Here is a 25541-nt window from a genome sequence, read left to right on the forward strand (position 1 = left end):
TTTTGCCTCTTCTTTAGGCTTTACTATTTCTTGTGCTTTCGTTGTTTCTTTCGCTTTTGCTACTTTCTGCGTCTTTACTTCTTTCTTTTCTTTAACTGATTTTTGTACTTTCGCTACTTGCTTCGTTTTCTCTTCGGTTTTCTTTTCAGTTGGTGCTGTACTTGATAGGAAAGAAACGTTTGCATAAGCAGTTTTTCCTTTATACTCAAATTGCAGCCATCCGTCTTTTACTTGATGCGTTGATTCAATTACATCATCTTTTTTTAGTCTGCCAAGAATTTCTGAATCTGTGTTTGCTTCAGTACGTACATTTAACAAATTCGCCGTTACATGATATACATCTTTTGTAAACTCCGAACTTACAAACACTTCTTTACCATTCAACTCAATTTTTGACCAGCCATCTTCGGTATTTATGACTTTTAACTCTTGCCCATTCTTTACTTTTTCGACCACTTTTGATTCTGTAGTCGGTTTTTCACGTACGTTAAGTACATCTGCTGTTACGATTGTTTCTGCGGTAGCAGTTGTGGTAAACGCTCCCAATCCAAAAACAGTTGCTGTTGCTGCGCCAATTACTTTTTTCATATTAGCCTCCATTAAATTTTTTTGAATTTTATCAAATGCCTCCGTAAAATTGTATAATTTTACATAATATCAAAACATTTGCAACAGTATATTAATATTGTTTAATATACTGTTATTAAAACTCCTTACTCCAATACTATCAAATTCTCATTTCTAATTCTATATATTATAAATCTCCTTATCTTTTATAAAAGCTCCATGCCCTTCTTCACACTAAATAGTTGTGGCAATTCCCGCCAAAAATAAACTTACGATTGCTAAAATTTGAGTAGCGACAATAGCCCCTCTTAAATGAAACTTATAATCTTTATATCCTTTCATACCTTCCGTACTAGGAATCACAACAAACCTTGGAGTAATCCAGCAAAAAATTAGCCAATCAATTATAAGTAAATCTACTAAATTGAAAATCATTAAAATACCAAAAGTGTGTAAATAGGCATCCATATACATTAACTTTTCATGCTTATGTAGTATATATGTAGAAACGAAAGGAGTACCGAAAAGAATAGTATTATATACAATATTAAAATAAATGGTTTGCTTTTTTTCATGAATCGATTTTGGAAAAACTACTTTTTGAATATCTTTCGGATAATCAGTTAACGAAAGTCGAGGATTATAATATAAGGACCCTAAAATCATTACGGATAGTACAATAGACATGATGACACCAACGTACATCATTTGCTCAAATTGATTCATATGCTTCATTCACCCTTTTCTGTAATTACTATGATGGTCATTCACTTAATTACATATTGTATGTACGTACATAATCAAAAATTAACAACTAGCTTTAATAGCGAAGCAAAATTGTTGCAATGCAAATGCAAATTTAATACAGTGGAAGCCTAATTGATACAGATAGGATTGGTGAAACCTATGAAAATTGAACATATTGCAATTTGGGTAAATGACTTAGAATGTATGCGTGATTTTTATATGAAATACTTTAATGGTAAAGCAAACTCTTTATATCATAATAAAACGAAACAATTTGAATCTTATTTTATTACGTTCGAATCTGGAGCAAGACTTGAACTTATGCGTAAAAAAGGGATTGAAAATAAGCCTAATTTAAACATAACCGGCTATACTCATATGGCTTTTTCTGTCGGTAGTGAAGAACGTGTGAATGAACTAACAAAGGTGATAAAAGATGCTGGTTATCCTTTATTAAATGGACCACGTTTTACTGGAGATGGCTATTATGAAAGTGTAATAGGCGATCCAGAAGGCAATCAAATAGAAATTACGATTTAACTTACCCTTTTCCACCACCTCCGTATTTTTCCACAGATTAGGCGGTGCTGTTGTTGAGGTGCCAAATGAGGCAACTGCTTACTTTTACCGAAAAGCACTATCAAACATGCCAATATTCGCTACTTGGGAACAGCCAGAAGGTGCTGGTGGAAGTATTCGATGGGTTGAAGACTTCCGCTTAGCAATGCTTCCATTTACAAAAGGTGTCTATGTTAATACTCCTGACCTATCCATTAAAAATTGGCCAGATGCATACTTCAGTTGCAACTTTGACCGATTAATGGAAGTAAAAGCGGAATACTTTGCGAAAAATGTCTTTAACTTTCCGCAAAGTATTCCGCTTTTTTAAACTATATATTCCACCTAATATATCAAAATATAAAACATCCATTTTTTTATGGGTGTTTTACAAAAAGAGTTTACATAATATAATTATTAGTTGCTTCTTTTACTAAATATCTATTCAACAATCGAAAGTAACACTTTCTCAAGGTCTTTTTTAGATAACATACTTTCGTTTATATAGCCATTCTTTTAATTGTACTTCATCCAAAGCTCCGTTCCCCTCTCATAATCCTTCACACTATATTCGCTCGTTTTTCACAAAAGGTTCATTTTACATGAAAATTTATTTATTACAATAAAAATATAAGGTATATTTTTATGAAAAGGAGGAATTCAATAATGAATACAGAGGATAAAATTCACGCTGAAAAAGTGTTGAAAAATCTATTCATCGGATCACAAGTTGATGGATTACAATTTGGTATTTCTCCAGGCGCTATAAAGATTCATTTCACAAACTTTCACGACTCAGTTGATTATGACGGACAATTATATATCAATATCGAATCCAAATGGTGTTTATTTAATAAACCTCAAAAAAGCTACCCATTAAATGAAGATGAATTTGAAGTTTATTCTGAGAAAGAAGAATATGAAAGAATATGTAAGATAAGAAGACAAAAAGTTACCGATATACAACTTGGCTTAGAAAGCCCTCATTTAATTATTACATTAGAGAGTGGACAAATTATTTTTTTAAATGGTTTTCATGATTATTATGAATGTTGGCAAGCTGGTGTCCTATGTGAGCAATGGCTTGTAGTCGCTGCACCTGGGAATGAAATCGCCACTTGGGCTCCCGATGAGTTTACCGATAAGTAAACTGTCTTCACGAAGAAGAAACGAAGATATTTTATGAAGTACTATACTAATGAACTACATAATCATTTCTATTATACGTAAACAAAATGACGATTTTACTTTAATAGAACTCACTTTATTAAAGTTGAAAGGATGATAATGATGGCATGTGTCCATGATTTTGGAATAATTGACGATTTTACTTCTCAAAAAAATTACGAAGATTATACACCAGAGAAATATCATTGTATATCTGTTGATGATGATATTATCAGTAGTTTAAATCAAAATTTATCAATTATGAAAACCTACTTCCATACAGTCAAAAATCAGAAATACGGTTTAGCTTATTGTGGTATTACAATTATCCCGCCTGAATCATTAGCAATTTTCTATGAAACAGTTACATCCTCAAAGTTCTTCAGAAAATCTGATGAGCTGAATGAGTTAGCTTCAAAAATTGTACAAGCTGCAGCAGAACAGAAGTACATGATCCATTATGGGGTTTAAATGTAATTCAAAAAATGCTTAGGATTTCTCCGAAGCATTTTTCGTATGTTACTAATACATTTATTCCTTAACCATTTAGTCAATGCTTGAGCCTATGGATCCATCTTTTACAAGTGAGGGCGCCCCTATTAATCTAAATAAGCGTCTCATTTCCAATCTTCCAGCTAAACCATCTCCCATGCCCTTCTGTTTCTCCAACCGTTTCACGATATTCGTTTCCGTTAATATAATAATCAATATGAAGGTCACGATCCCACATGTTGTTATACAGGTGGAATACATCACGTTTTGCTCCAATTTCTTGTATTTGTTTTTCTAACTTATGTTTTACTTGTTCTGGTATTTGATTTGCAACATGTGTATGGAAAATACAAATAACAGCTTCTTCACTTATTTGTTCAATAATAGATGATAATAGCTCTACACCGTCTCCTTCTATTAATTGGACAGATTCATTTTTCACTAAAGATGCAGCTTGATCAAACATCTCAAGCCTTTCTTTATGTTCTGGCCAAATTAAAGCACGTAACCATAAATAATCTTCCTTATTATGTAAATCATTCACATGTAAGTCCAGTCCAATTCTTTCTACGACAGATGGGCTTTCTTTTAGAAAATGCGGCACATTCGTCCCTCTTATTTCAGAAGTTACATGCACATTTGAATTTATATTTCCGTACATTTCATCCGTCCCGTACGAATAACTATATTGGTCCCAGAACAGTTGCAACCCAGAACTTGTCCCAATTTCAATTAACGCTAACGGCTTCTTCACTTTGTTAAATATGTAGCAGAAACTTGGGTATAAGTATGCGCACCGTCTTACTTCATTTGTTTGAACGAGTTTCGTTTGTAACAAAGTAATGATTTCTTCTCGGTACTCTTTACAGAAATCTTTAAAATGATTAAAAGCTTTATCTAAATTTGTATCAGCATTTTCAACTAAACTACTATAATACGTTTTTAAATGATGTTCTTTCCCTGCTAGCAATAAATAATGTACTGCACCTAATAGTAAGTTTGGGACTGGTTGACCTACCTGAGCATAGGACGATAGTGTAAGTACTTCCTCATCTTCAGCAATTTTCATTGATAAATATTCATATAAATCACTTGACCCTTTACATTCCTTTATTGAAAAGTTTCGAAATAAGTTTGAAATTTGTTCTTTTGTGCACATTAGAGTCCCTCCTTTTTATTTTTCAGAATAATCTTACCATTACAGAAAGAATAATCCTATAAAAAGGTACTCGATTTAGTCACTTAAGGATACGTAAGCTTTTTCGAGATAATTTCAAACTGTAATTTTTTTCTATTTATCACCTTAAAAGAGCTTGTTAAATAAGATTTTTAGCGAATAAAACGTTAAATAGTTTAAAATTATCAGATAACACTAGATATTTTAGTCTATTAATTATTATAATAGAGTATGAGATGGTTATATAATTGAGACAAAAAAGGTATACACCTAGGTGGGGCCTAGGCGGTGTTTCTCTTTTACGGCTTAGACATAGAAAACACCTACACTTTTTTGCCAATATAGGGGATGGAGAGATTATCATGAGCAACATGCAGCAAAAAACAGACGTTATCTTAATTGGTGCAGGAATTATGAGTGCAACGTTAGGCTCATTACTAAAAGAATTAGCACCAGAATGGGAAATTAAAGTTTTTGAAAAACTCGCAAGTGCCGGGGAAGAAAGCTCTAACGAATGGAATAATGCAGGTACAGGGCATTCTGCGCTATGCGAACTGAACTATACTTCCGAAAAAGCTGACGGATCTATAGATATTAGTAAGGCTGTAAAAGTGAATGAGCAATTCCAGCTTTCAAGACAATTTTGGGCATATCTTGTAAAGAGCAAATTAATTCGTAATCCACAAGATTTTATTATGCCACTACCTCATATGAGTTTAGTACAAGGGGAAAAAAATGTTGAGTTTCTAAAAAAACGTTTTGAAGCGCTTTCAAAAAATCCACTGTTTCAAGGAATGGAATTTTCTGATGCTCCTGAAACATTAAAAAAATGGCTTCCACTCATTATGGAAGGCCGCACATCTAATGAACCGATGGCGGCAACGAAGATTGACTCTGGAACAGATGTTAACTTCGGTGCATTAACACGTATGTTATTTGATTACTTAAAAACAAAAAATGTCGAGCTAAACTACAAGCATAGTGTCGAAAATATTAAGCGCACGAAAAATGGTTTGTGGGAAGTAAAAGTACACGATATGAATAGTGGTAAAATTGAGCATCATACTGCTAAATTCGTCTTTATTGGCGGCGGTGGCGGTAGCCTACCTCTACTTCAAAAGACTGGTATCCCTGAATCAAAACATATCGGTGGATTCCCGGTAAGTGGACTATTTATGGTATGTAAAAACCAAAAAGTTGTAGAGCAACATCATGCGAAAGTGTACGGTAAAGCTAAGGTTGGTGCTCCGCCAATGTCTGTACCTCATCTAGATACGAGATATATAGACAATAAAAAAGCTTTACTGTTTGGACCATTCGCAGGCTTCTCACCTAAATTCTTAAAAACAGGTTCAAATCTTGACTTAATCGGTTCTGTAAAACCGAATAACGTCTTAACGATGTTAGCCGCTGGTGTAAAAGAAATGGGACTTACAAAATACTTAATTCAGCAAGTTATGTTATCACATGAAAAACGTATGGAAGAATTACGCGAATTCATTCCGAACGCGAAAAGTGAAGATTGGGATATTGTAGTTGCTGGGCAACGTGTACAAGTAATTAAAGATACTGATGCTGGTGGTAAAGGGACACTTCAATTTGGTACAGAAGTAGTAAGTGCAGCTGACGGCTCAATCGCCGCATTACTAGGCGCATCACCAGGTGCTTCTACTGCTGTTCACGTCATGCTTGAAGTATTAGAAAAATGTTTCCCAAGCCGCATGGTAGAATGGGAAGAAAAAATAAAAGAAATGATTCCTTCATATGGCATTTCACTAACTGAAAATCCAAGATTGTTCCAAGATCTTCACACTTCTACTGGTCGTACACTTGGATTAAACGAAAAAGAAACTGTTCATAATTAATGAAGAAATAAAAAAACGTCCGATATATTCGGACGTTTTTTTGTCTACTAAAAATTATACTTATCAATATTATCTTTCGTAAATACAACTCGTTCTGGTAATACGATAATTCCATTCCCTTCTGCCTCATAATCATATCCTTGAATGGAGTTTGGCTCTACCTTCACTTTTCCAATTCCTTTTACTTCGAAGCTATCCCCTACTTTTAACTTCTTCCCTTTTACAACAATTTCATTTGCTACATACGTTGCGAGAGCACCTTGTTGTTTTACATCCCATAAACCAAATTGTGCTACTGTTCCTCGTTTTACGTAATCACGCATAACGTTTGGTGTAGAGAAGCCAGTTACGACAACCTTTTTATCCATTTTTAAATTTTCAGCTGCTTGTGCCATTGCCGGAAGTGCCGTTGCATCTGGACAAATGACTGCATTAATATCAGGATACGTTTTTAAAATATTCTCTCCTACTGACAAAGACTTTTGCGCATTATTTTCACCGTACTGCGTCGTTACAATTTCCCAGTTCGGATATTTCTTTTTAATAATTTCTTTCGCTTTCGTTACCCATTGGTTTTGATCCGTTACTGTCGGGCTAGAATAAAAGAAGGCTACTTTTCCTTTATCTCCAATTTGCTTTGAAGTCATTTCTATTAATAAATTAGCAAGTTGGTCTGGTGTTCCTTGGCTGATATAAAAAGAACGATCTTTCGGATTCACATCAGAATCCCATGTTAACACCGTCATCCCTTTTTTCTTAGCACGTTGCAGTGATTGCGATAACCCATCCACTGACGTAGATGAAACCATAATCGCATCATAGTTTTGATTAATGAAATTGTTTATATATTTAACTTGCCCTGAAACACTCGCTTCAGACGGTCCATCATACTTCACTTGCACGCCTAACTTATCTCCCATCTCTTTTGCCCCTTCACCACCCGATGTGAAGAAACCAACTCCTGTTAATTTCGGAATAAATGCAAATTTCACATCATCAACCTTTTTCTTATCTGCTGTTTGGCTAGAACACGCAATTAAACCGATTAAACAAATACATACAATCAATACAATCCCCAGTTTTCTCTTCATGACATTTCCCCCTTATGCAAATTCTTTCTTTTCTCCGCTAAGAATTGATGTAATTTGAAATGTCTCATAATAACTGAAAGAATAAGGATAATACCTATTACTACATTGGATTGTTCATTTGTTAAACCCGTCATTTGCAAGCCATACTGCATGAGCCCAATGAAAATACTCGCCAGTAAAGTACCAATAATGCTTCCTTTTCCGCCTGTAATAAGTGTACCGCCTAAGACGACTGCTGTAATGATTGGTAAAATTGTTTCACTTCCCATATCAGCACGTGCGGAACCGAAGTAGGCAGTTAAGAAAGCGCCTCCTAATCCACCTCCTAACCCTGAAAGTATGTAAGCAATAATGACTACTTTTTTCGTTTTAATCCCAGTGTATTTTGCTGCATTTTCGTTCGCACCTGTTAATTTTACATGGCGCCCGTATATAGTTCGATGAAATAATACAGTACATAAAACTGTTAATACGATCAGTAGCCATAATAAATTCGGTATTCCTATAAAACTACCATTTGCCAGTTGTACAAATACGTCTGGTAAACCGCTTATTCCTTCATACCCAGAAGCACCTGCCCCTCCTGAAATGACGAGGGCAATTCCCCCGTATAAAAACATCGTTCCGAGTGTAACGACGAGTGGTTCTACATCCGTCATTTTTATAATCAGTCCGTTTAAAGCGCCTGCTAAACAACTAATTATTAGGGCGATTATAACAGCAAACAAAATAGGTATTCCGTTCATCCAAAGTACACCGATTAAGATCGAAGTGAGCCCCATTATTGAGCCGATCGATACATCAATTCCTCCTGTTACTATAACAAAAGTCATTGGTATCGCCGCAATTGCGATAAATAGGAAATCATTTGTACTAAAAAGGAGATTACTAATATTTAAGAAATCACTATTTATTAAACTAAAAAGGATGAATTCTACAAGAAGTAATACAATTAGAACCCCTTCCCATCTATATACATACTTCATAGATTCATCCTCCTTTCTGCCTTCCACTTTTTCATAACACTATCTAATATGATGATAAGTAATAATAAAAAACCTGAAATAGCATTATTCCAAAATGCTGGTATTTTTAAAAAGACGAGTGAGCTACTTATTGTTTCTAAAAATAACGCTCCTAATGCAGCTCCAAATAAAGATCCTGTTCCTCCTTTTAAATGAATTCCTCCTAGTACAGCGGCTGCGATTACTTGTAATTCTAATCCTGTACCTGTTTGATTTGGCACGAAACCGATATTCATAACAAATATGCAACCAGCGAGCGCAGCGCTTATGCCTGAAATCATAAACGCATATATCTTCACTTTATTTACAGGTATACCAATAAGCCTCGCGCCATCTTCATTATCACCTACCGCATAAAAGTATCTTCCCAATGGCACTTTTCTTAAAAAGAAGTATAGTAGTAGTAAAATAATAAGAACGAACCATACAGTTATAGGTAAACCAAGAATGATGATAGATGACAGCTGCTTAAAATCGTTTGGAATATCTTCAATCCACTTCCCGCCTGTGAAAATTAACATTGTACCTCTAATAATTCCTAACATGCCTAATGTCATAATAATGGCTGGTACCCGAAACTTCGCAACTCCAATACCATTTACGAAACCAATAATGGCCCCAAGTATAATAGCTACAAATATCGACAAGAATGCACTATACCCATTCGTTAACATCATTCCGCAAACTGCTGCACTTAACCCCATGCTTGAACCAACTGATACATCTATATTTTTCGTAAATAAGACGAACGATTGACCGATTGCTAGCACGACTAAAATAACGCTTGATTTCATCAGTAAAGATAACGAGTTAAATTGAATAAAACTAGGGTTTATCATTCCTACAATAGCTATATAAATTAGTAGTAACAGTATGATAGACGTTTCATGCATTTTTAACATATGTTTCATTCCGCTACACCTCCGTATGCAAGGCGTGTAACTTCATTCACACTCAGTTGTTCTTTTTCCATATGAGAAACAAATCGCCCATTTCTCATTACATATACACGGTTTACTAATTGGACAATTTCTTCAACATCTGAAGAGATTAATAAAATTGCGAGTCCTTCCCTTTTCATTTTTTTTATCGTCTCATACACTTCAAGCCTTGCTTTCGCATCAATTCCGCGAGTCGGCTCATCAAGAATAATAATTTTAGGATTACATGCAAGATACTTCGCAAGCACGACCTTCTGCTGATTACCCCCTGATAAAGATGCCAGTTCTTTATTCATATCCTGTACAACAATTCGGAACTGTTCTATAAACGAATTAACTAAAGCGCTTTCTTTTTCTTTATTTATAAAAAAGCGATTATTTTGATATAAACTTGCTGCTGCAATATTTTCTTTAACAGAAGCAATTGAGAAAATTCCATTCCTCGCCCTATCCTCTGGCACATAAACTAGTCCTTCGTCTAGCCTTTTATGCAAAGAACACGTATCAATTGATTTTCCACCCAATAAGATAGACCCTGATTTTATAGTTTTCAATCCAAATATCGCTTCTGCTAATTCCGTTCTGCCAGATCCTATAATGCCAGCAACACCTACAACCTCACCCGCATGTACAGTGAATGATATATTTTCGAATGCGTGACCATTTATATCAACCACTTCTAATATTTTTTTCGTCTTTACTGTCTCTTGAACTACTTCTATTTTCTCTTTCTGTTTATATCCTTTTGGCAATAGTCCCTCCATCAGCATGTCATATGTATAGTCACATACATCACCTTGGCTTACAACCATTCCATCACGTAGTATTGCTACTTTGTTGGCAATTTCAAAGATTTCTGGAAAACGATGCGTAATATAAATCATCCCAATTCCTTTTTCTTGTAAACTTTTCATCAACACAAAAAGACTCTTAATTTCGTGTGTTGTTAATGTCGATGTTGGCTCATCTAGAATAAGAATCTCAGCTTCTCTTATTAATCCTCTAACGATTTCTACTAACTGTTGTTGCGCAATCGATAATGTTCCTCCTAGTTTATTAAGGTCAATATCCCATCCTAAGCTGCTAATCAATTGCTGAATCTGTACTTTTAGTTTCTTTTTCTTTTCTTTTAACCCGATACATATATTTTCTTCAATAGTCATATGCGGAAAAATGAGTGGTTCTTGCGGTATTAAATAAATACCTTTTCGGTGTGCTTCTGATGGATTTGAAAACTGTTGCTTCCTTCCTTTTACATACATCTCTCCATCATCATACGAATATAACCCCGTTAATATTTTCATTAATGTTGATTTCCCGGCGCCATTTCCCCCCACTAAAGCGTATATATCTCCGCGCTCTACTTGTAAGTTCACTTCTTTTAATACAAGTTGATTTAAAAACGCCTTACTCATTTTCTTTACTTGTAATAAAGGTACGTTCTCCACATGATGTCACCTGCCTTTATCCAGAACATTTTTTGAGAAAATGATTATTTGTTCTACTTGTTTTGTAGCATTGTATATTCCTTTTTTTATATCTAGAACACTTTTTTCTACGTACTATTAATCGTTTCAACTGGAATAAACAAAATATATGGTACATATGTTTAAGCTGTGGTCAATTGTTGAAAGGGATGAAGAGTATGACTCAGCTGAACTTTGAAGAAAATTTATTAACTAAAGTAGCTTGGTACTATTATAAAGACCAATTAACACAACAGGAGATCGCGTCACTTCTTCATATTTCAAGAAATAAAGTCGTCCGGTTATTAGATAAAGCGCGGAGTGAAGGTATCGTTACATTTCACGTAAAAGGGACTGGTTTGCACTGTTTAAGTATTGAGCGTGACCTAATGAAAAAATTCCACTTAAAAGATGCTTTTATTATCCCTACCCCAGTAAACAATTATCACGCTTCTCTCGGAAAAGCTGCTGCACAATATTTAGAAACTCATCTCCAGCAAGGCGATTTACTCGGTATTGGCTGGGGAGAAACAATTAGCAAAATGCTAGAAAACATTCATTTTGAAAGTTCTATCAACCTTTCAATCGTAACGCTCACAGGCGGGGTAAATCACTATCTCCCGAGAAAACAAAACTATTTACACTACATGCAAGGCGAGCTTCACATTATCCCTACGCCGTTTCTAGCGTCTACAACCGAAATGGCACAAAGTATTCTATCAGAACCGAGTGTAAAAGATATGCTTCAAGTCGCTTCACTTGCTCATACGGCTGTTGTCGGTATTGGGGGATTATCTCAAGACGCTACGATTGTAAAAGAAGAAAAATTAACACTACGTGAGATGACATATATTCGTAGTCAAAACGGTGCTGGCGATATTTTAGGACAGTTTTATAATACAAATGGCGATTTATTAGAACTCTCGCATCACAATCGTCTAATTGGCACGCCCCTCTCTATTTTGCGCAATATGAAGCATGTCGTCGGTGTTGCTGGAGGTACTGAAAAGATAGATGCAATTTATGGTGCCTTAAAAGGAAAGTTTATTCATTCATTAATTACCGATGAGGAAACTGCCCTCTCCTTATTACGAAAGGATGGTGATTGTTAATGTCCCATTTATTAGCTTTCGATGCTGGTACAGGGAGCATTCGAGCAGTTCTTTTTGATTTACATGGTAATCAAATTGCAGTAAGTCAAAAAGAATGGATTCACAAATCTGACCTTCGTTATCCAGGCTCTATGAACTTTGATGTAGTAGAAAATTGGAAGCTAGTACAAGAATGTACGAAAGAGGTGCTTCAAAAAAGCAACACTCCTGCCTCTTCTATTCTTGCTATTAGCGCTACAAGTATGCGAGAAGGATTTGTTTTATATGATCAAGATGGGCAAGAAATATGGGCGTGTGCAAATGTTGATGGGCGCGCATCCGTCGAAGTTAGTGAATTAAAAGAAATTCGGTCACATCTTGAAAAAGATTTATATACAAAGTCTGGTCAAACTTTTTCATTAGGTGCTTTACCACGCCTACTCTGGATAAAAAAACATGAACCCGACGTCTATAATAATATTTACTCTTTTACAATGTTAAACGATTGGATTTTATATAAACTAAGCGGCGTACTACAAATTGATCCCTCAAACGGATGCACGTCAGGTATTTTTGACTTACAAAATAGAGTGTGGGATAACGATGTCGCTAAGGAGTGCGGTCTATCTTTGCCATTTTCACCAACAGTAAATGAAGCTGGTACAGTAATTGGCAACGTTACAAAAGAGTGTGCAGCATTAACTGGATTACGTGAAGGGATTCCTGTCGTCGCCGGGGGTGGAGATGCTCAAATGGCATCGCTCGGAACAGGAATCGTGAAACCAAATCAAACGTTAATATGCGGGGGTAGCTTTTGGCAACAAGAAGTGAATGTTACTGAGCCAATAACAGATCCACATGCTGCGATTCGAGTAAATTGTCACGTCGTTCCGAACCTATGGCAATATGAAACAATCGCCTTTTTCCCAGGTCTCGTTATGCGCTGGTTTCGAGACGCTTTTTGCCAAGAAGAAAAGAAACTTGCTGATAAACTTGGTGTAGATGCTTATGAATTACTAGAAGAACAAGCGAAAGACGTACCTGTCGGTTCACATGGCATTATCCCTACTTTTTCAAACGTTATGAACTACATTTCTTGGCGTCATGCCGCACCTTCATTCTTAAATTTAAGTTTAGACGCTGACAAATGCGGAAAAAAAGAACTGTTTCGTGCTATTGAAGAAAATGCAGCCTTCATTACACTTGGAAACTTAAAATTAATAAAAAATCTAACTGGCACATTCCCTTCTGAAGTTATTTTTGCTGGCGGTGCCGCTAAAGGAAAACTATGGCCACAAATTCTATCAGACGTACTCGGTATTCCTGTAAAAGTACCTGTTGTGAAAGAAGCAGCTGCTTTAGGAACTGCGATTGCTGCTGGAGTTGGTGCTGGCATATATTCATCTATGGAAGAAACTGCCGAAGAGTTTGTACAGTGGGAGCAAACATTCGAACCAGTTACTGAAAATCACGAACTATATAAAGAGTTCTATGAAACATGGAAAACTGTATATGACAGTCAGCTCGCTTTAGCTGATAAAGGGCTCACCTCACATATGTGGATTGCGCCTGGTGCACTGTAACACATTACATAAAGGAGTGAACTGTATGTTAAAAGCGAATGAAAATGACTTCTCCTATCGCTTCGGTGATAACGGGCCGAAATATTTAATACAAGGGCCAAATATTGATCTTGGCCTTGTTGTCATTCAACCGGGCCAGGAGTTTCAAAACCATTATCATACGACGTGCGAAGAGGTCTTTTATGCATTAGAAGGTGAAATAGACTTCTATGTAAATAACGAAAGAGTTCCGATTAAACAAGGTGATGTCCTGCAAGTTCGCCCTCATGAATCTCACTATCTGATTAACCATTCTGACAAACCTTTTAAAGCTGTTTTTATAAAGTCACCACATTTACCAAATAAAGATACGGTACAAACGGAAAATCCAACATTAACGAAGGAGTGATTTTGAATGACTTGGGGATTTAAAAATCGATTAAATACAATTTTACCTGATGGTAGAGCGGTTATGTTAGCAATAGATCACGGCTACTTTTTAGGGCCAATTCACGGGCTAGAACAACCACTTGAAACAGTTAAAAACTTACTTCCGTATACAGACTCCCTCTTTTTAACACGCGGTGTACTTAGTTCCTGCATTCCTGAAAACTGCAGCACACCGATGGTTATGCGTGTATCTGGTGGCGCTACTGTCGTCGGTAAAGATTTAGCGAATGAAACAATTGTTACACCTGTAAAAGAAGCAGTGAAGCAAAACGCAATTGGCGTTGGCGTTTCTGTTTTTGTCGGATCAGACTATGAAACACAAACTGTTACAAATCTCGCAAATGTAGTTTCTGAAGCTCATGATTACGGCCTACCAGTACTCGGCATTACCGCAGTCGCAAAGGAATTACAAAAACGTGAAGCTCGCTTTCTAGCACTTGCTTCCCGCGTATGTGTTGAAATGGGTGCTGATATTATTAAAACGTATTACTGCGAAGGATTCGAAAAAATAACGAGCACATGCCCTGCCCCAGTCGTCATCGCGGGCGGCCCAAAACTAGATTCAATTGAAGACGCATTAAACATTACGTACAATGCATTGCAAGAAGGAGCAATTGGAGTAGACATGGGCCGAAACATATGGCAATCCGAGCACCCAGCTGCGATGATCCAAGCAATACATGGCATTGTGAAAAATGGATTGAATGTGAAAGAGGCACTTGAACTTTATGATGATGTGAAGAATTAATGTGAAAAGACAGACTATTTATTAGTCTGTCTTTTTTACTTTACAGTGAAACTTTCATAATCCGTCTTCTAATATGATACATACTTAAATTTTATACACCTTCAAATGATTACTCTTGTTGATCGCTATTAAGCTTTGAAACTTTCTTACCTTCTCTATAATCAAGACAAGACACTTCAATTAATAAGCCATTAAATACTGTAAAATAAAAACCATAACTACTACCTCGCATCGAATAAGGTTCCTTATCTATTTCAATGCCGCCTGCTACTAAACGATTATACGCTTGATCAACTTCATTTGAAGTATCCACTAAAAAACCAATATGAAAAGCTTCAGGATACATCACTTCCTTATTCCCCTTAAATGCTTTGGGGTCGCTTAGCACCAGTATAAATCCACTCTCATCACTCATTACTAATAATGCCTTTCCCTTTTGCTCTAAAAATTGAAAATCAAAAAATGTTTCAAAGAAATGTCTCGCTTCTGATAAGTCATCAACACATAAATTTAAATGATTCAGCTTCATGTACTCATCTCCTTTTAAAAAGAAGGGATATAGACTCATTTTCATAACCCTTAAATATGTAAGGCAAGATATTCAAGCGTTCCATCTAAGACTATGCTTTATAAGTCTAATACTTTTCTCCATAGCCTAGAACGTTTTTTATGACTGCAATTATATAAACTGTTCGACGTGAAATATTAATGTACCTATATAAAATAGTCTCATTATTTATTTTCCAGATTGTGTAGAACCCACTCAACCAGGAAAATTGCTGAAGGGATGCGCTCTGTTGTATCACCTAAAAATAGCTTATTAAGTAACTCATCTAAATGAATTGGCTTATTCGGCAACGTTTGAATATACCTTAAAGCAGATCCCGCTGGCGGTACTGGCTTATTATTAATAGCCCATATCCCTTCTAACAATGTCCAAGTTGACGTATGAACTAAGTATGAAGCTTTTAACTCATCATTTGCTTTTAAAGCAGATTGAATTTTAATAAGCGAACTATGCAACCAATGAGAAATGCCCTTCATTTTGTCGCTTGAAACACGATAGTTTTCAAATTCATATGTAGCTATTTCCTTTAACTTTTTTAACTCACCGCTTTTATCAAACAAAATTTTCCCTTCTAGAAATGAGTATAGTTCCATCGGATTGTTTTTAAAGTTTACTTGAATTTGATTAAAATCTGCACCCTTATATTCAACTAAAATATCTTCTCTCATTTCAGAATGAAATTTCTTCTTTTGTCCGTCTTCTAAAAGAATATAGAAGTCTAAATCAGATTCAGGATATGCATCGCCTCTTGCAACAGATCCAATTAGCATGAATCCATTTACTTTATCTCTAAATAAATATTCATTTAAAATTGTTTGTACCAATTTTTTATGTTTTTCATTTGTAATGAATGAAAAACTCTCCATCATTTCCATCCCCCATTACTACAAAAAGAGGATACATGTTAGCACCTACAACATGTATCCTCTACTTATATATTACAACTGTTGATAAGCCGATTTCGATGATTTCACATAATAAACCGCATGATCCACATTAATAATATGATCTGGTTTTGGTTTACCACGGCCCGCTCTATGTCCAGCTAAGTGTTCTTCACTTGTTTCCCAGTTTTTCCATGCTTCTTCCGATTCCCAGCGAATCATTACGACAACTTCTTCGTCGCCGCGTCTTACTTTTTTCACGAGAACACTTAAATCGATGAAGCCTTCAAATTTTTCAATAATACCTTCTCCAGTAAAACGTTCTACAACTATATTTGATGTACCTTCTTTTACTGTAAATGTTTTCGTTTCGATAAACATATATTCCACTCCCTCTTTGTTATACGAATACTAGTATTCTTCTATTATAATTGATTATGATAATTATTTTCAATTGTAAAGTTTTAATTTTTTGAATTATGCTGATTTCTTTTCTATCGCCTCATCTAAAAATTTGAAATATGGAAGTAACATCCCTATTAAAGATGTAACACATATAACTGCACCGATAATTACATATAGCGCTCTTACTCCCCACATTTCACTCAATATTCCCCCTACTAACACACCTAATGGCATAGCGGATCGTATAAAAAATAAACGCACTGAAAATACTTGTCCTATCATATTATTTGGGACGATTTGTTGGCATATTGTTGTGTTATGAACATTGAAAAATGCAATACAAATCCCTGCTATTACTTCAATTATTATTGCAATGATAATACTATGATTGAATCCTAATGAAATGTATGTGAGTCCCCCTATAAACAATCCTCCAAGCATAAGTATACGCCGGCTTTTATATGTTACTTTTCCGACTAATACTGAGCCAATTACGTAGCCAAGTGGAAAACCTGCCATGAAATAACCGTACTCTGCATATCCCGCTGACAGCTCGTCTTTTATATAAGGAAGATTTGTGACCATCGTTACCCCTACTCCAAACTGCACGAAAGTAAGAAATATACCGAGCCAAACGATGATTGGTTTTGTGAAAAAATATGTAAAACCGTGAAAAAACTGTTCTAGCCACGTTTTCCGAATAGGTTGCGACGTTCTATTTTCTTTTATATAAAATAAGAAAGTGCCACTAACAAATAAACATATGCATACGAAAGATAATGTAAGTTCTGTTCCAATCAAATGAATGACTACTCCGCCTAATACTGGCGCAAGAAACATCATAAGGCGAGTCATTCCATCAATGTACGCATTTGCATCTTGAAGTTGTTCTTTCCCTACAATGCTCGGTGTAATTGCTTGACTTGCAGGTGTATAAAGTGGTGTAATAAGTCCCACTACAATTTGAACAACATAAATGTGCCAAACTTCTATACTACCCGAAACTAGCATCACCAAAGGTAATAAAAATACGGACGCTCGTATCCATTGTGAAAATATCATAATCCACTTCCGGCTCCATTTATCAATAAATGGGCCACTTATTAATTGCAATATGAGTGATGGGATGAAATATAATAACCACATACTACTTAAAGCCATTTCTGATCCTGTTAACTCATATACTAGAATTGAATTACATAACGTTCCGAAAGCCCCTCCTAATTCAGAGATTGCATTACCAATCCACATAAAAAAGAACGAACGATTTTTCAATACACTCTTCATTATAGCTCACCAACTTTTCTCTTAAATTCCTCCCTTTATGTACATTCTTGTTGCATATTATCTACTCAAAAACGCTTCTAATTCTTTCGCTAACGACTGCACTGCTTTCTTCCTTAATACATACTTTCCATCATGTATATCAACTAACTTCGCTGCACGTAACAATTTCAAATGATGGTGTACTGTCGATTTACCAAGCTGCAATCTTTCCGTTATTTCCTGTAATGTACGTTCTTTTTCAAACAACATTTTTACAATTCGCAATCTCGCCTCATCCCCAAGAGCCTTATGTTTTTGAACTAAAAAATAATTCGGTTCATACGGATCTTCAGGATGAATGCTTTCATTCGCAACTGGATAATGAAATACTTTCGTATCATCAATATCTGCTTCAATATTCCACGGTCTGTACGTCATTTGCGGAATAAGAAGTACGTGATGAACACTTGGCTCTGGCATATAGTTCACGCCACCAGTCGCCCACTCGACAAACTCTTCCGGCTTCATCTTTTTATTCATTTCATTTTTTGCTTCATAATCTCGTTTTAATATAGAAAGTATTTCTTCTTCCTCACTCTTAATTACACTCTCATACCAACCTGTCATTACAGCAATTAAATGAGATTTCAGCACTTGTACATCTACATCACATATAAAGCGAATGTACGTAGAGAAAAACTGATGATCATGTGTTAATTCCTTTAGTTCATGTATTGCAGTTCCATCTCTACTTGCGGCTAAACGTCTTTTTTTCTCATATTTCTCCCCTAAAAACGGTAAACATATATACTTCAAATCTTCTTCTGAAAGTGAATCGATTTTAACATGAAACTGTGATACATCCTGTATGTCTTCTTCATACAACAACTGAAGCAATGCTTTCCACGTATTATTTTCTTCGACAAATTGTAAGTGCTCTCTCATTTCTTCTGTTAATGATTTCTTAATTTCTTCCCATTCATTTTGACTCTTTTCAAGTGTATCAATTAACCTCTTATGAGTAATTGCTGCAATGCCAAGCGCACATTCGAAAAGTATCGAATATTTCACTTGAACGTTATAAGTTTCCCTCTTTCTACTCGTTATGTGATAGACCTCCATTTTTATCCCCTCCTTGTTTGCTATATATCAAATTCTATTTTTATCGAATTTAACCTTCTATATTTTTAGAATTATTTTGCGACTTCAAAAAACTCTAATCCATGAGCAAATAGAGAAAGGTTTATACTCTTTTTCATTCTGACTCAATTAAAGCCTTGATTATTAAGTATCATATTAAAAAGAAGTTTTTTAATGGCTCTGTTATAAGTTGTCTTTCACCCTCTTGTGCAACTATAGAAAAGGTTTATTGAAGAGAAAAGAGAATTGGTTTTATTAAGAAAAATGAACAGGAGGCTATACGAATGGGAAGAAAAGAAATGTTGCAAAATGGAGTCCAACAAGTTTTTTACGAAGAAGAATGGTACCCACCAATATCAGAAGCGTTAAAGAATCTTACGGTTGAACAAGCATGTTGGCAACCAGAAGGTGCTGCCAGTAATACGATTTGGGAAAATGTGAACCATTTATTAATCTTTAAAGAACGCCTACTTTCCCGCTTACATGAAGACGACACATTTGTTGCTCCACAAAATAATGATGAGACGTTTATCCACAAGGTGGACCTAATGATGATGCCGCTTGGCAGCAAACCGTAAAGCGAACGCTTCAAGTACATGATGCCTTACAATCTTCATTAACCGCCCTTCAAGAAGCAGAACTAGATCAACTAAGTCCTTCTCTACCAGTTTGGCAACAATATATGAATATCCTTTTGCATGATGCTTATCATACAGGACAAATTATACAGCTTCGGAAACTTCAAGGTTCATGGCCAACTCACCGTTCTTATTTATAAAGTGAAATTTTAATCAGCTCTTACCAATCGGGATTTTGCGGGCAGCCCACCCCCACCTCACTTCTTTGCTTTCCTTGAATTTTGAGGTAAAAATCTTACTGCCCGTTAATCCGGAATAAACGATGTTTAAAATCGCATACGTTTAATATCCAACAAAACAATTGAAAACAGCTAATTGTTCGATAATTACTGCGATTGCTCAAAATAAAGCAAATTAAAATACATTGATTCCTAACATAACTTACATGCTTCATAACTTCTAATCATAATCCAAATTTGGAAGAATAGATGCTTTTTTATATACAAATAATAACTCTCAAGGAGTTGTTGACATGTATTTCATATTGAATATGTTAGGGATTTTCGTTGTCATATTAATCATTTTCTTATGTTCGCCTAATAAAAAACATATAAAATGGAGACCAATTGTAATTCTCATCCTATTGGAGCTTTTTATTACGTGGTTTATGTTAGGCACAAAGCTCGGCAGTATTATCATTAATAAAATTGCGTCATTTTTCAGTTGGCTACTATCATGTGCGAATGAAGGTATTCGATTTGCATTTCCTTCAGCTATGGAAAGTCAGCACATTGATTTCTTCTTTAGTGCGTTACTTCCTATCATTTTTGTTATTACTTTTTTCGATATTCTTTCTTATTTCGGAATCTTAACTTGGATTATTGATAAAGTAGGTGCAGTTATTTCAAAGATTTCTCGTTTACCAAAGTTAGAAAGTTTCTTTTCGATTCAAATGATGTTTTTAGGAAACACCGAAGCACTTGCGGTTGTTCGTGATCAATTATCTGTTTTAAAAGAAAATCGATTATTAACTTTTGGAATTATGAGTATGAGTAGCGTTAGCGGATCCATTCTTGGTGCTTATTTATCAATGGTTCCAGCAACATATATTTTCAGCGCAATCCCATTAAACTGTATTAACGCATTAATTTTAGCCAATGTATTAAATCCTGTGGAAGTTTCGAAAGAAGAAGACGTTGTTTACACACCTTCAAAACATGAAAAAAAGGATTTCTTTTCTACTATTTCAAACAGTATGTTAGTTGGGATGAATATGGTTATCGTTATTTTAGCTATGGTAATTGGTTATGTAGCTTTAACAGCATGTTTAAATGGGATTTTAGGATTTTTTGTAACGGGGTTAACAATTCAAAAAATCTTCTCCATTATCTTTAGTCCTTTTGCATTTTTACTCGGTTTATCAGGCAGTGATGCTATGTATGTAGCTGAATTAATGGGGATCAAAATAACGACGAATGAATTTGTTGCAATGATGGATTTAAAATCAAACTTAAAGTCGCTACAACCGCATACGGTTGCGGTTGCAACGACATTTCTAGCTTCTTTTGCTAACTTTAGTACAGTAGGTATGATTTACGGAACTTACAATTCATTATTTGGCGGAGAAAAATCATCAGTCATCGGTAAAAATGTTTGGAAGCTTCTTGTTAGCGGGATGGCTGTTTCTTTATTAAGTGCTATGCTCGTTGGGCTATTTGTATGGTAATTAATTTTAATAATAAAAGACACCCAAGCCAATTGAGTGTCTTTTATTATTATTTTCGAATTTGTCCATTTCCACGAATCACATATTTTGTAGAAGTTAATGCTGGAAGCCCCATTGGTCCTCTTACGTGTAACTTTTGTGTACTGATACCAATTTCCGCTCCGAATCCAAATTCGGATCCATCTGTAAAACGAGTCGATGCATTATGATAAAGTGCCGCGGCATCTACAGAAGTAAAAAACTTGCTGACGTTTTCCTCGTTTTCAGTAATAATTGCTTCAGAATGCATAGATCCATACGTATTTATATGATGAATCGCTTCTTCAACAGTGGAAACCACTTTCACTGCTAGTGTGAGAGATAAAAACTCAGTTTCCCAGTCTTCTTCTGTCGCAAGTAAGATAGAAGAATCAATCGCCACTGCTTTATTATCACCACGTAGCTCCACTCCTCTTTCCTTCAAGGAAGAAAACAACTCGCTACCATATTGCTCTGCCCAATTCTCATGAAGTACAATCGTCTCAATTGCATTACATACAGATGGACGCTGTGTTTTTGCATTTATAATAATATTAAACGCCATTTGTTTATCTGCTGTTTCATCAATGAATATATGACAATTTCCCGCACCTGTTTCAAGTACTGGAACAGACGCTTCTCTCACTACTGTATCAATTAATTGTTTACCGCCTCTTGGTATAAGAACATCCAAGTACTCGTTCAATGTAAACAACTGTTTTGCACTATCTCTCGTTGTATCTTCTATGAGCTGTACACTTTCTGAAGGCAAGCTAGTTTGCTTAAGTGCCCGGTGAATAACGCTAACGATGGCTTTGTTAGAATGGATAGCAGAAGAACTACCACGTAGTATTACTGCGTTTCCTGTTTTTAAACAAATTGTAGCAGCATCAACAGTTACATTCGGTCTTGCCTCATAAATCATCCCGACAACACCAAGTGGTACGCGTATCTCCTGAATAGATAGTCCATTTGGCCTTTCCCATGCACTTACACATTCTCCTACAGGATCACGTAATTCAATTAGCTGCTTAATCCCCTCTGTCATATCAATAATACGATTTTCAGTTAGCAGAAGACGATCAAGGAGTGAATCAGAAAATCCTTTTGCCTTACCTTCTTCAATATCCCTCTTGTTTTCTTCTAAAATATAAGCTGTTTCTAATATTAACTGATCAGCTATTGCGGAAAGTGCTTCGTTTTTTTGCTCTGTAGATTTAAGCACAAGCTCTCTAGCAACCTCTTTTGCTTTTATCCCCTTTGCCAACACTTCATTCATTTTTATTTCCTCCTTTTTAAAGTGAAACCCAATGATCCCTATGGATGACTTCATAACTATGTCTCTCGCCTCTTACTTGAATATCTTGGCTTTGCATACCTTTTACATCTATTAGTTCCTCTGCACTATATGTGCATTGTCCTTTTCCTATTACGCGCCCTTGTTGCGTTACAACCTCTACAACTTCACCCACTTGGAAAAATCCTGATACATTCGTAACACCAGCTGGAAGTAAACTCTTACCATGCTGAATGATGGCAGTAGCTGCCCCAGCATCTACTTCAATTTGTCCGCTAACAAGCGAATGTAAGGCAATCCATTGCTTGTTCATCTTCATTTCTTTTTGAGGAGCATTACCAACATACGTTCCATCACCCTTACCCTTCAAAACATCTACAAACTTTTCCTGTCCACGTCCTGTTCCGATAAATACACTCACACCAAGAGAGAGCGCTGTCTTTGCAGCGTCGATTTTTGATTTCATACCGCCAGTCCCAAGTTTTGAGCCAGCATCTCCTGCAAGAGAAGAAATTTCTTCCGTAACTTCAGGAAGAAAATAATATTTTTTTGCATCCGCATTTTTCTGAGGATTTTTGTCATATAACCCGTTCACATCCGTAAAGATCATAAGCATATCCGCCGAAACAAGTCCGCTTACTAAAGCTGACAGCATATCATTATCACCGAACGTCAGCTCCTCTAAAGAGATGGAATCATTTTCATTAATAATTGGAAGAGCGGAGCGGTTTAATAATTCTCCTAACGTAGCGTAAGCATTACTATATTGTTCTTTTCTAGAAAAATCACTCCTCGTCAGCAAAAGTTGCGCAGTAACGATGCCATATTTACGGAATTCCTCCGTGTACGCCTGCATTAACAAACTTTGTCCGACAGCTGCTGCAGCCTGTTTCCCTTTAATCGTTACAGGTCTGCTAGGATATCCTAGCGCTGAAAAACCTGCAGCGACGGCTCCAGATGTAATTAACACAACCTCGTGCCCATCTTCTTTCAACCGAGCCAATGCGGCAACGTGATCTGAAAGCTGTTCTGTAGAGATGCCTCCGTGACTATCTGCCAAGGAACTACTCCCAATCTTTACAACAACTCGTTGTTTTTTCACTTTTTTATCCCCCAAGTCTAAAATCAAAGTTTTTTATAAATTACACTTCATTCACTTTGTAACTATATCTATTCTCATCAATGCTGCAATGAGGTATTTAAGAGCAAAATAAAAATGACCGCTTCGCCCTTAATAAAATAAAAAGGACGAAACGGTCATTGTTCCGCGGTACCACCTTAATTGATATACATAGATATCCACTTGGTGCCTATAACGCAGGCGAACGCCTAAACTTTCATTTAAGACTCAGGGATAGGTTCGATATATTCTATACGAGGAATCTTTCAGCCGGTGAATTCCACTCTCTTTCGCAAGAAGACATATGTACTAATTCCCTTCAACGATTTTCAATCTAATTTTTTTATATTATGCGATATAGTTCGATTCGGTGTCAAGAGGTATTTTTAAAAATAAATAGAGCCGCAAGTTATTTGTATGAAATTATCGCCCTACTGAATGAAAATACAAAATGATATAAGTTTAACTCATATTCATAAACATAAAACCTTACATTATAGTGTATATATTTACATAATGTCGAATATAATTAATTTTTATCTTTTAGTGTTGCAAAAAGGAATATATTCTCTTAGAATGTTTCTTTATATTGCACAGGGATGTTATTCTTATTCTAAGAAAATAATATCAAACCGATATAATTGATTATAAAAGGAGCAAGATTGAGTTATTATGGATAAACAAATTGGATTCATCGGTTGCGGAAATATGGGAATGGCTATGATTGGCGGAATGATAAACAAAAATATAGTGTCTTCAAATCAAATTATTTGTTCAGATTTAAACACTGCTAATTTAAAAAATGCTAGTGAAAAATATGGGCTAACTACAACTACCGACAACAATGAAGTAGCTAAAAATGCTGATATTTTAATTTTATCAATCAAACCAGACCTATACGCGTCAATAATTAATGAAATAAAAGAAATAATCAAAAACGATGCTATCATCGTTACGATCGCTGCTGGGAAAAGTATTGAAAGTACTGAAAATGCCTTTAATAAAAAAGTAAAGGTTGTAAGGGTAATGCCTAATACTCCTGCTCTTGTTGGAGAAGGAATGTCTGCATTATGCCCGAATGAAATGGTGACAGAAAAAGATTTAGAAGATGTACTAAACATTTTCAATAGTTTTGGTCAAACAGAGATCGTAAGTGAAAAATTAATGGATGTTGTAACATCTGTAAGTGGTTCTTCACCAGCTTATGTATATATGATTATAGAAGCGATGGCAGATGCTGCTGTACTAGATGGTATGCCAAGAAATCAAGCATATAAATTCGCTGCTCAAGCTGTGTTAGGCTCTGCAAAAATGGTACTAGAAACAGGAATACATCCAGGTGAATTGAAAGATATGGTTTGTTCTCCTGGCGGAACGACAATAGAAGCTGTAGCAACATTGGAGGAAAAAGGACTGAGAACAGCGATTATTTCAGCTATGCAGCGTTGTACGCAAAAGTCTGTTGAACTATCTGGTCAAACTAAAAAGTAAAACTGTAAAAGAGATCGCGTTAGCTATGAATTCATATGAATTTAATTAGAAATTCACTACATGATAAACGGCCAAACTCATATATAATTGAGTTTGGCCGT

Annotated in this window: 25 protein-coding genes, 1 pseudogene and 1 other annotated feature; of the genes and pseudogenes, 12 read left to right on the forward strand and 14 right to left on the reverse strand. The window is 35.6% G+C overall.

All coding sequences use genetic code 11. The annotated features are described in order from the left end of the window. Nucleotides 1-588: SH3 domain-containing protein (locus MR107_RS00005; protein WP_242291964.1), on the reverse strand; the 588-nt coding region annotated here is incomplete at its 3' end. 213 nt (nt 589-801) lie between these two features. Then, nucleotides 802-1293: a hypothetical protein gene (locus MR107_RS00010; protein WP_001071244.1), complete on the reverse strand. Its 492-nt coding sequence runs from the start codon at nt 1291-1293 to the stop codon at nt 802-804. Between the two features lie 180 nt (nt 1294-1473). On the opposite strand from MR107_RS00010, the gene MR107_RS00015 reads away from it, so the two are divergent. The 4 genes from MR107_RS00015 to MR107_RS00030 all read left to right on the forward strand — a co-directional run bounded on the left by MR107_RS00015 (nt 1474) and on the right by MR107_RS00030 (nt 3510). Next, complete coding sequence (locus MR107_RS00015; RefSeq protein WP_000687535.1) at nt 1474-1854, forward strand: VOC family protein; 381 nt, start codon at nt 1474-1476, stop codon at nt 1852-1854. A 58-nt stretch (nt 1855-1912) separates the two neighbouring features. Next, complete coding sequence (locus tag MR107_RS00020) at nt 1913-2203, forward strand: BBE domain-containing protein (protein WP_002041349.1); 291 nt, start codon at nt 1913-1915, stop codon at nt 2201-2203. Between the two features lie 335 nt (nt 2204-2538). Further along, entirely contained in the window at nt 2539-3021 is a 483-nt protein-coding gene (locus MR107_RS00025; protein WP_001090913.1) for a hypothetical protein, read from the forward strand. Between the two features lie 138 nt (nt 3022-3159). Next, nucleotides 3160-3510 carry a hypothetical protein gene (locus MR107_RS00030; protein ID WP_001999997.1) on the forward strand — a complete coding sequence of 117 codons (351 nt, stop codon included), beginning with the start codon at nt 3160-3162 and terminating at the stop codon, nt 3508-3510. Nucleotides 3511-3643: 133 nt separating this feature from the next. Here MR107_RS00030 and MR107_RS00035 read toward each other — a convergent pair whose 3' ends face one another. Further along, nucleotides 3644-4690 carry a DUF2332 domain-containing protein gene (locus MR107_RS00035; protein ID WP_000337441.1) on the reverse strand — a complete coding sequence of 349 codons (1047 nt, stop codon included), beginning with the start codon at nt 4688-4690 and terminating at the stop codon, nt 3644-3646. Between the two features lie 380 nt (nt 4691-5070). On the opposite strand from MR107_RS00035, the gene MR107_RS00040 reads away from it, so the two are divergent. Next, nucleotides 5071-6573 carry a malate:quinone oxidoreductase gene (locus MR107_RS00040; RefSeq protein ID WP_119683571.1) on the forward strand — a complete coding sequence of 501 codons (1503 nt, stop codon included), beginning with the start codon at nt 5071-5073 and terminating at the stop codon, nt 6571-6573. Between the two features lie 47 nt (nt 6574-6620). Here the strand turns inward: MR107_RS00040 and lsrB are convergent, their stop codons facing one another. Genes lsrB through MR107_RS00060 form a run of 4 tightly spaced genes read right to left on the reverse strand, consistent with a single transcriptional unit; the run spans nt 6621 to nt 11078 of the window. Continuing rightward, entirely contained in the window at nt 6621-7664 is a 1044-nt protein-coding gene (lsrB, locus tag MR107_RS00045) for an autoinducer 2 ABC transporter substrate-binding protein LsrB (RefSeq protein WP_000823660.1), read from the reverse strand. Further along, the gene (locus MR107_RS00050) at nt 7661-8650 is read right to left on the reverse strand and encodes an ABC transporter permease (RefSeq protein ID WP_242291965.1); all 990 of its coding nucleotides are present in this window, start codon (nt 8648-8650) and stop codon (nt 7661-7663) included. Before MR107_RS00050 ends, lsrB begins: the two co-directional genes overlap by 4 nt. Beyond that, on the reverse strand, nt 8647-9600 hold the full coding sequence (locus tag MR107_RS00055) for an ABC transporter permease subunit (RefSeq protein WP_000682144.1): 954 nt from the start codon (nt 9598-9600) through the stop codon (nt 8647-8649). Before MR107_RS00055 ends, MR107_RS00050 begins: the two co-directional genes overlap by 4 nt. After that, nucleotides 9597-11078 (reverse strand): sugar ABC transporter ATP-binding protein, encoded by a 1482-nt coding sequence (locus MR107_RS00060; protein WP_000432615.1) that lies wholly within the window; start codon nt 11076-11078, stop codon nt 9597-9599. Before MR107_RS00060 ends, MR107_RS00055 begins: the two co-directional genes overlap by 4 nt. A 197-nt stretch (nt 11079-11275) precedes the next feature. Here MR107_RS00060 and MR107_RS00065 point away from each other — a divergent pair, with 197 nt between their 5' ends. The 4 genes from MR107_RS00065 to lsrF are packed head-to-tail and all read left to right on the forward strand — an operon-like array spanning nt 11276 to nt 14947. Next, complete coding sequence (locus MR107_RS00065; RefSeq protein WP_000192709.1) at nt 11276-12208, forward strand: sugar-binding transcriptional regulator; 933 nt, start codon at nt 11276-11278, stop codon at nt 12206-12208. Beyond that, nucleotides 12208-13770, forward strand: coding sequence for an autoinducer-2 kinase (lsrK, locus tag MR107_RS00070; protein WP_000018815.1), 1563 nt, complete (start codon nt 12208-12210; stop codon nt 13768-13770). The genes MR107_RS00065 and lsrK overlap by 1 nt, the downstream gene beginning before the upstream one ends. A gap of 25 nt (nt 13771-13795) precedes the next feature. Beyond that, complete coding sequence (locus MR107_RS00075; RefSeq protein ID WP_000909986.1) at nt 13796-14158, forward strand: cupin domain-containing protein; 363 nt, start codon at nt 13796-13798, stop codon at nt 14156-14158. Nucleotides 14159-14164: 6 nt separating this feature from the next. After that, nucleotides 14165-14947 (forward strand): 3-hydroxy-5-phosphonooxypentane-2,4-dione thiolase, encoded by a 783-nt coding sequence (lsrF, locus tag MR107_RS00080; RefSeq protein ID WP_000219782.1) that lies wholly within the window; start codon nt 14165-14167, stop codon nt 14945-14947. A gap of 109 nt (nt 14948-15056) precedes the next feature. On the opposite strand, the gene MR107_RS00085 is transcribed toward lsrF, so the two are convergent. The 5 genes from MR107_RS00085 to MR107_RS00105 all read right to left on the reverse strand — a co-directional run bounded on the left by MR107_RS00085 (nt 15057) and on the right by MR107_RS00105 (nt 19192). Next, entirely contained in the window at nt 15057-15476 is a 420-nt protein-coding gene (locus MR107_RS00085) for a VOC family protein (RefSeq protein ID WP_000773073.1), read from the reverse strand. Between the two features lie 203 nt (nt 15477-15679). After that, nucleotides 15680-16384, reverse strand: a complete 705-nt coding sequence (locus MR107_RS00090) for a nucleotidyltransferase domain-containing protein (protein WP_242291966.1) — start codon at nt 16382-16384, stop codon at nt 15680-15682. Nucleotides 16385-16453: 69 nt separating this feature from the next. Further along, the gene (hmoA, locus tag MR107_RS00095; protein ID WP_000469497.1) at nt 16454-16780 is read right to left on the reverse strand and encodes a heme-degrading monooxygenase HmoA; all 327 of its coding nucleotides are present in this window, start codon (nt 16778-16780) and stop codon (nt 16454-16456) included. 96 nt (nt 16781-16876) lie between these two features. Next, nucleotides 16877-18091: an MFS transporter gene (locus MR107_RS00100; RefSeq protein WP_242291967.1), complete on the reverse strand. Its 1215-nt coding sequence runs from the start codon at nt 18089-18091 to the stop codon at nt 16877-16879. Nucleotides 18092-18148: 57 nt separating this feature from the next. After that, the gene (locus tag MR107_RS00105) at nt 18149-19192 is read right to left on the reverse strand and encodes an ArsR/SmtB family transcription factor (RefSeq protein ID WP_025687459.1); all 1044 of its coding nucleotides are present in this window, start codon (nt 19190-19192) and stop codon (nt 18149-18151) included. A 302-nt stretch (nt 19193-19494) separates the two neighbouring features. Between MR107_RS00105 and MR107_RS00110 the strand changes: the two are divergent. Together MR107_RS00110 and MR107_RS00115 are read left to right on the forward strand one after the other, a co-directional pair. After that, a pseudogene (locus MR107_RS00110) lies at nt 19495-19988 on the forward strand (DinB family protein). Between the two features lie 332 nt (nt 19989-20320). Beyond that, nucleotides 20321-21514 (forward strand): NupC/NupG family nucleoside CNT transporter, encoded by a 1194-nt coding sequence (locus MR107_RS00115; RefSeq protein ID WP_242291968.1) that lies wholly within the window; start codon nt 20321-20323, stop codon nt 21512-21514. A 49-nt stretch (nt 21515-21563) separates the two neighbouring features. Here the strand turns inward: MR107_RS00115 and MR107_RS00120 are convergent, their stop codons facing one another. Together MR107_RS00120 and proB are read right to left on the reverse strand one after the other, a co-directional pair. After that, complete coding sequence (locus MR107_RS00120) at nt 21564-22811, reverse strand: glutamate-5-semialdehyde dehydrogenase (RefSeq protein WP_242291969.1); 1248 nt, start codon at nt 22809-22811, stop codon at nt 21564-21566. 16 nt (nt 22812-22827) lie between these two features. Beyond that, a complete protein-coding gene (gene proB / locus MR107_RS00125) occupies nt 22828-23931 on the reverse strand; it encodes a glutamate 5-kinase (RefSeq protein WP_000744803.1) in 1104 nt (367 codons plus the stop codon). Between the two features lie 139 nt (nt 23932-24070). Further along, nucleotides 24071-24281: a binding site (T-box leader), on the reverse strand. Nucleotides 24282-24621: 340 nt separating this feature from the next. Here proB and proC point away from each other — a divergent pair. Continuing rightward, complete coding sequence (gene proC, locus MR107_RS00130; protein WP_000360723.1) at nt 24622-25440, forward strand: pyrroline-5-carboxylate reductase; 819 nt, start codon at nt 24622-24624, stop codon at nt 25438-25440. Nucleotides 25441-25541 lie beyond the last annotated feature (101 nt).

The sequence above is a fragment of the Bacillus cereus group sp. BfR-BA-01441 genome (assembly GCF_022663075.1).
In the GTDB taxonomy this organism is placed as follows: domain Bacteria; phylum Bacillota; class Bacilli; order Bacillales; family Bacillaceae_G; genus Bacillus_A; species Bacillus_A cereus.

Coding starts and splice junctions, on each gene's coding strand:
- MR107_RS00010 (WP_001071244.1), bottom strand. CDS start 1,293: ATGAATCAATTTGAGCAAATGATGTACGTTGGTGTCATCATGTCTATT.
- MR107_RS00015 (WP_000687535.1), top strand. CDS start 1,474: ATGAAAATTGAACATATTGCAATTTGGGTAAATGACTTAGAATGTATG.
- MR107_RS00025 (WP_001090913.1), top strand. CDS start 2,539: ATGAATACAGAGGATAAAATTCACGCTGAAAAAGTGTTGAAAAATCTA.
- MR107_RS00030 (WP_001999997.1), top strand. CDS start 3,160: ATGATGGCATGTGTCCATGATTTTGGAATAATTGACGATTTTACTTCT.
- MR107_RS00035 (WP_000337441.1), bottom strand. CDS start 4,690: ATGTGCACAAAAGAACAAATTTCAAACTTATTTCGAAACTTTTCAATA.
- MR107_RS00040 (WP_119683571.1), top strand. CDS start 5,071: ATGAGCAACATGCAGCAAAAAACAGACGTTATCTTAATTGGTGCAGGA.
- lsrB (WP_000823660.1), bottom strand. CDS start 7,664: ATGAAGAGAAAACTGGGGATTGTATTGATTGTATGTATTTGTTTAATC.
- MR107_RS00050 (WP_242291965.1), bottom strand. CDS start 8,650: ATGAAGTATGTATATAGATGGGAAGGGGTTCTAATTGTATTACTTCTT.
- MR107_RS00055 (WP_000682144.1), bottom strand. CDS start 9,600: ATGAAACATATGTTAAAAATGCATGAAACGTCTATCATACTGTTACTA.
- MR107_RS00065 (WP_000192709.1), top strand. CDS start 11,276: ATGACTCAGCTGAACTTTGAAGAAAATTTATTAACTAAAGTAGCTTGG.
- lsrK (WP_000018815.1), top strand. CDS start 12,208: ATGTCCCATTTATTAGCTTTCGATGCTGGTACAGGGAGCATTCGAGCA.
- MR107_RS00075 (WP_000909986.1), top strand. CDS start 13,796: ATGTTAAAAGCGAATGAAAATGACTTCTCCTATCGCTTCGGTGATAAC.
- lsrF (WP_000219782.1), top strand. CDS start 14,165: ATGACTTGGGGATTTAAAAATCGATTAAATACAATTTTACCTGATGGT.
- MR107_RS00085 (WP_000773073.1), bottom strand. CDS start 15,476: ATGAAGCTGAATCATTTAAATTTATGTGTTGATGACTTATCAGAAGCG.
- MR107_RS00090 (WP_242291966.1), bottom strand. CDS start 16,384: ATGATGGAGAGTTTTTCATTCATTACAAATGAAAAACATAAAAAATTG.
- hmoA (WP_000469497.1), bottom strand. CDS start 16,780: ATGTTTATCGAAACGAAAACATTTACAGTAAAAGAAGGTACATCAAAT.
- MR107_RS00100 (WP_242291967.1), bottom strand. CDS start 18,091: ATGAAGAGTGTATTGAAAAATCGTTCGTTCTTTTTTATGTGGATTGGT.
- MR107_RS00105 (WP_025687459.1), bottom strand. CDS start 19,192: ATGGAGGTCTATCACATAACGAGTAGAAAGAGGGAAACTTATAACGTT.
- MR107_RS00115 (WP_242291968.1), top strand. CDS start 20,321: ATGTATTTCATATTGAATATGTTAGGGATTTTCGTTGTCATATTAATC.
- MR107_RS00120 (WP_242291969.1), bottom strand. CDS start 22,811: ATGAATGAAGTGTTGGCAAAGGGGATAAAAGCAAAAGAGGTTGCTAGA.
- proC (WP_000360723.1), top strand. CDS start 24,622: ATGGATAAACAAATTGGATTCATCGGTTGCGGAAATATGGGAATGGCT.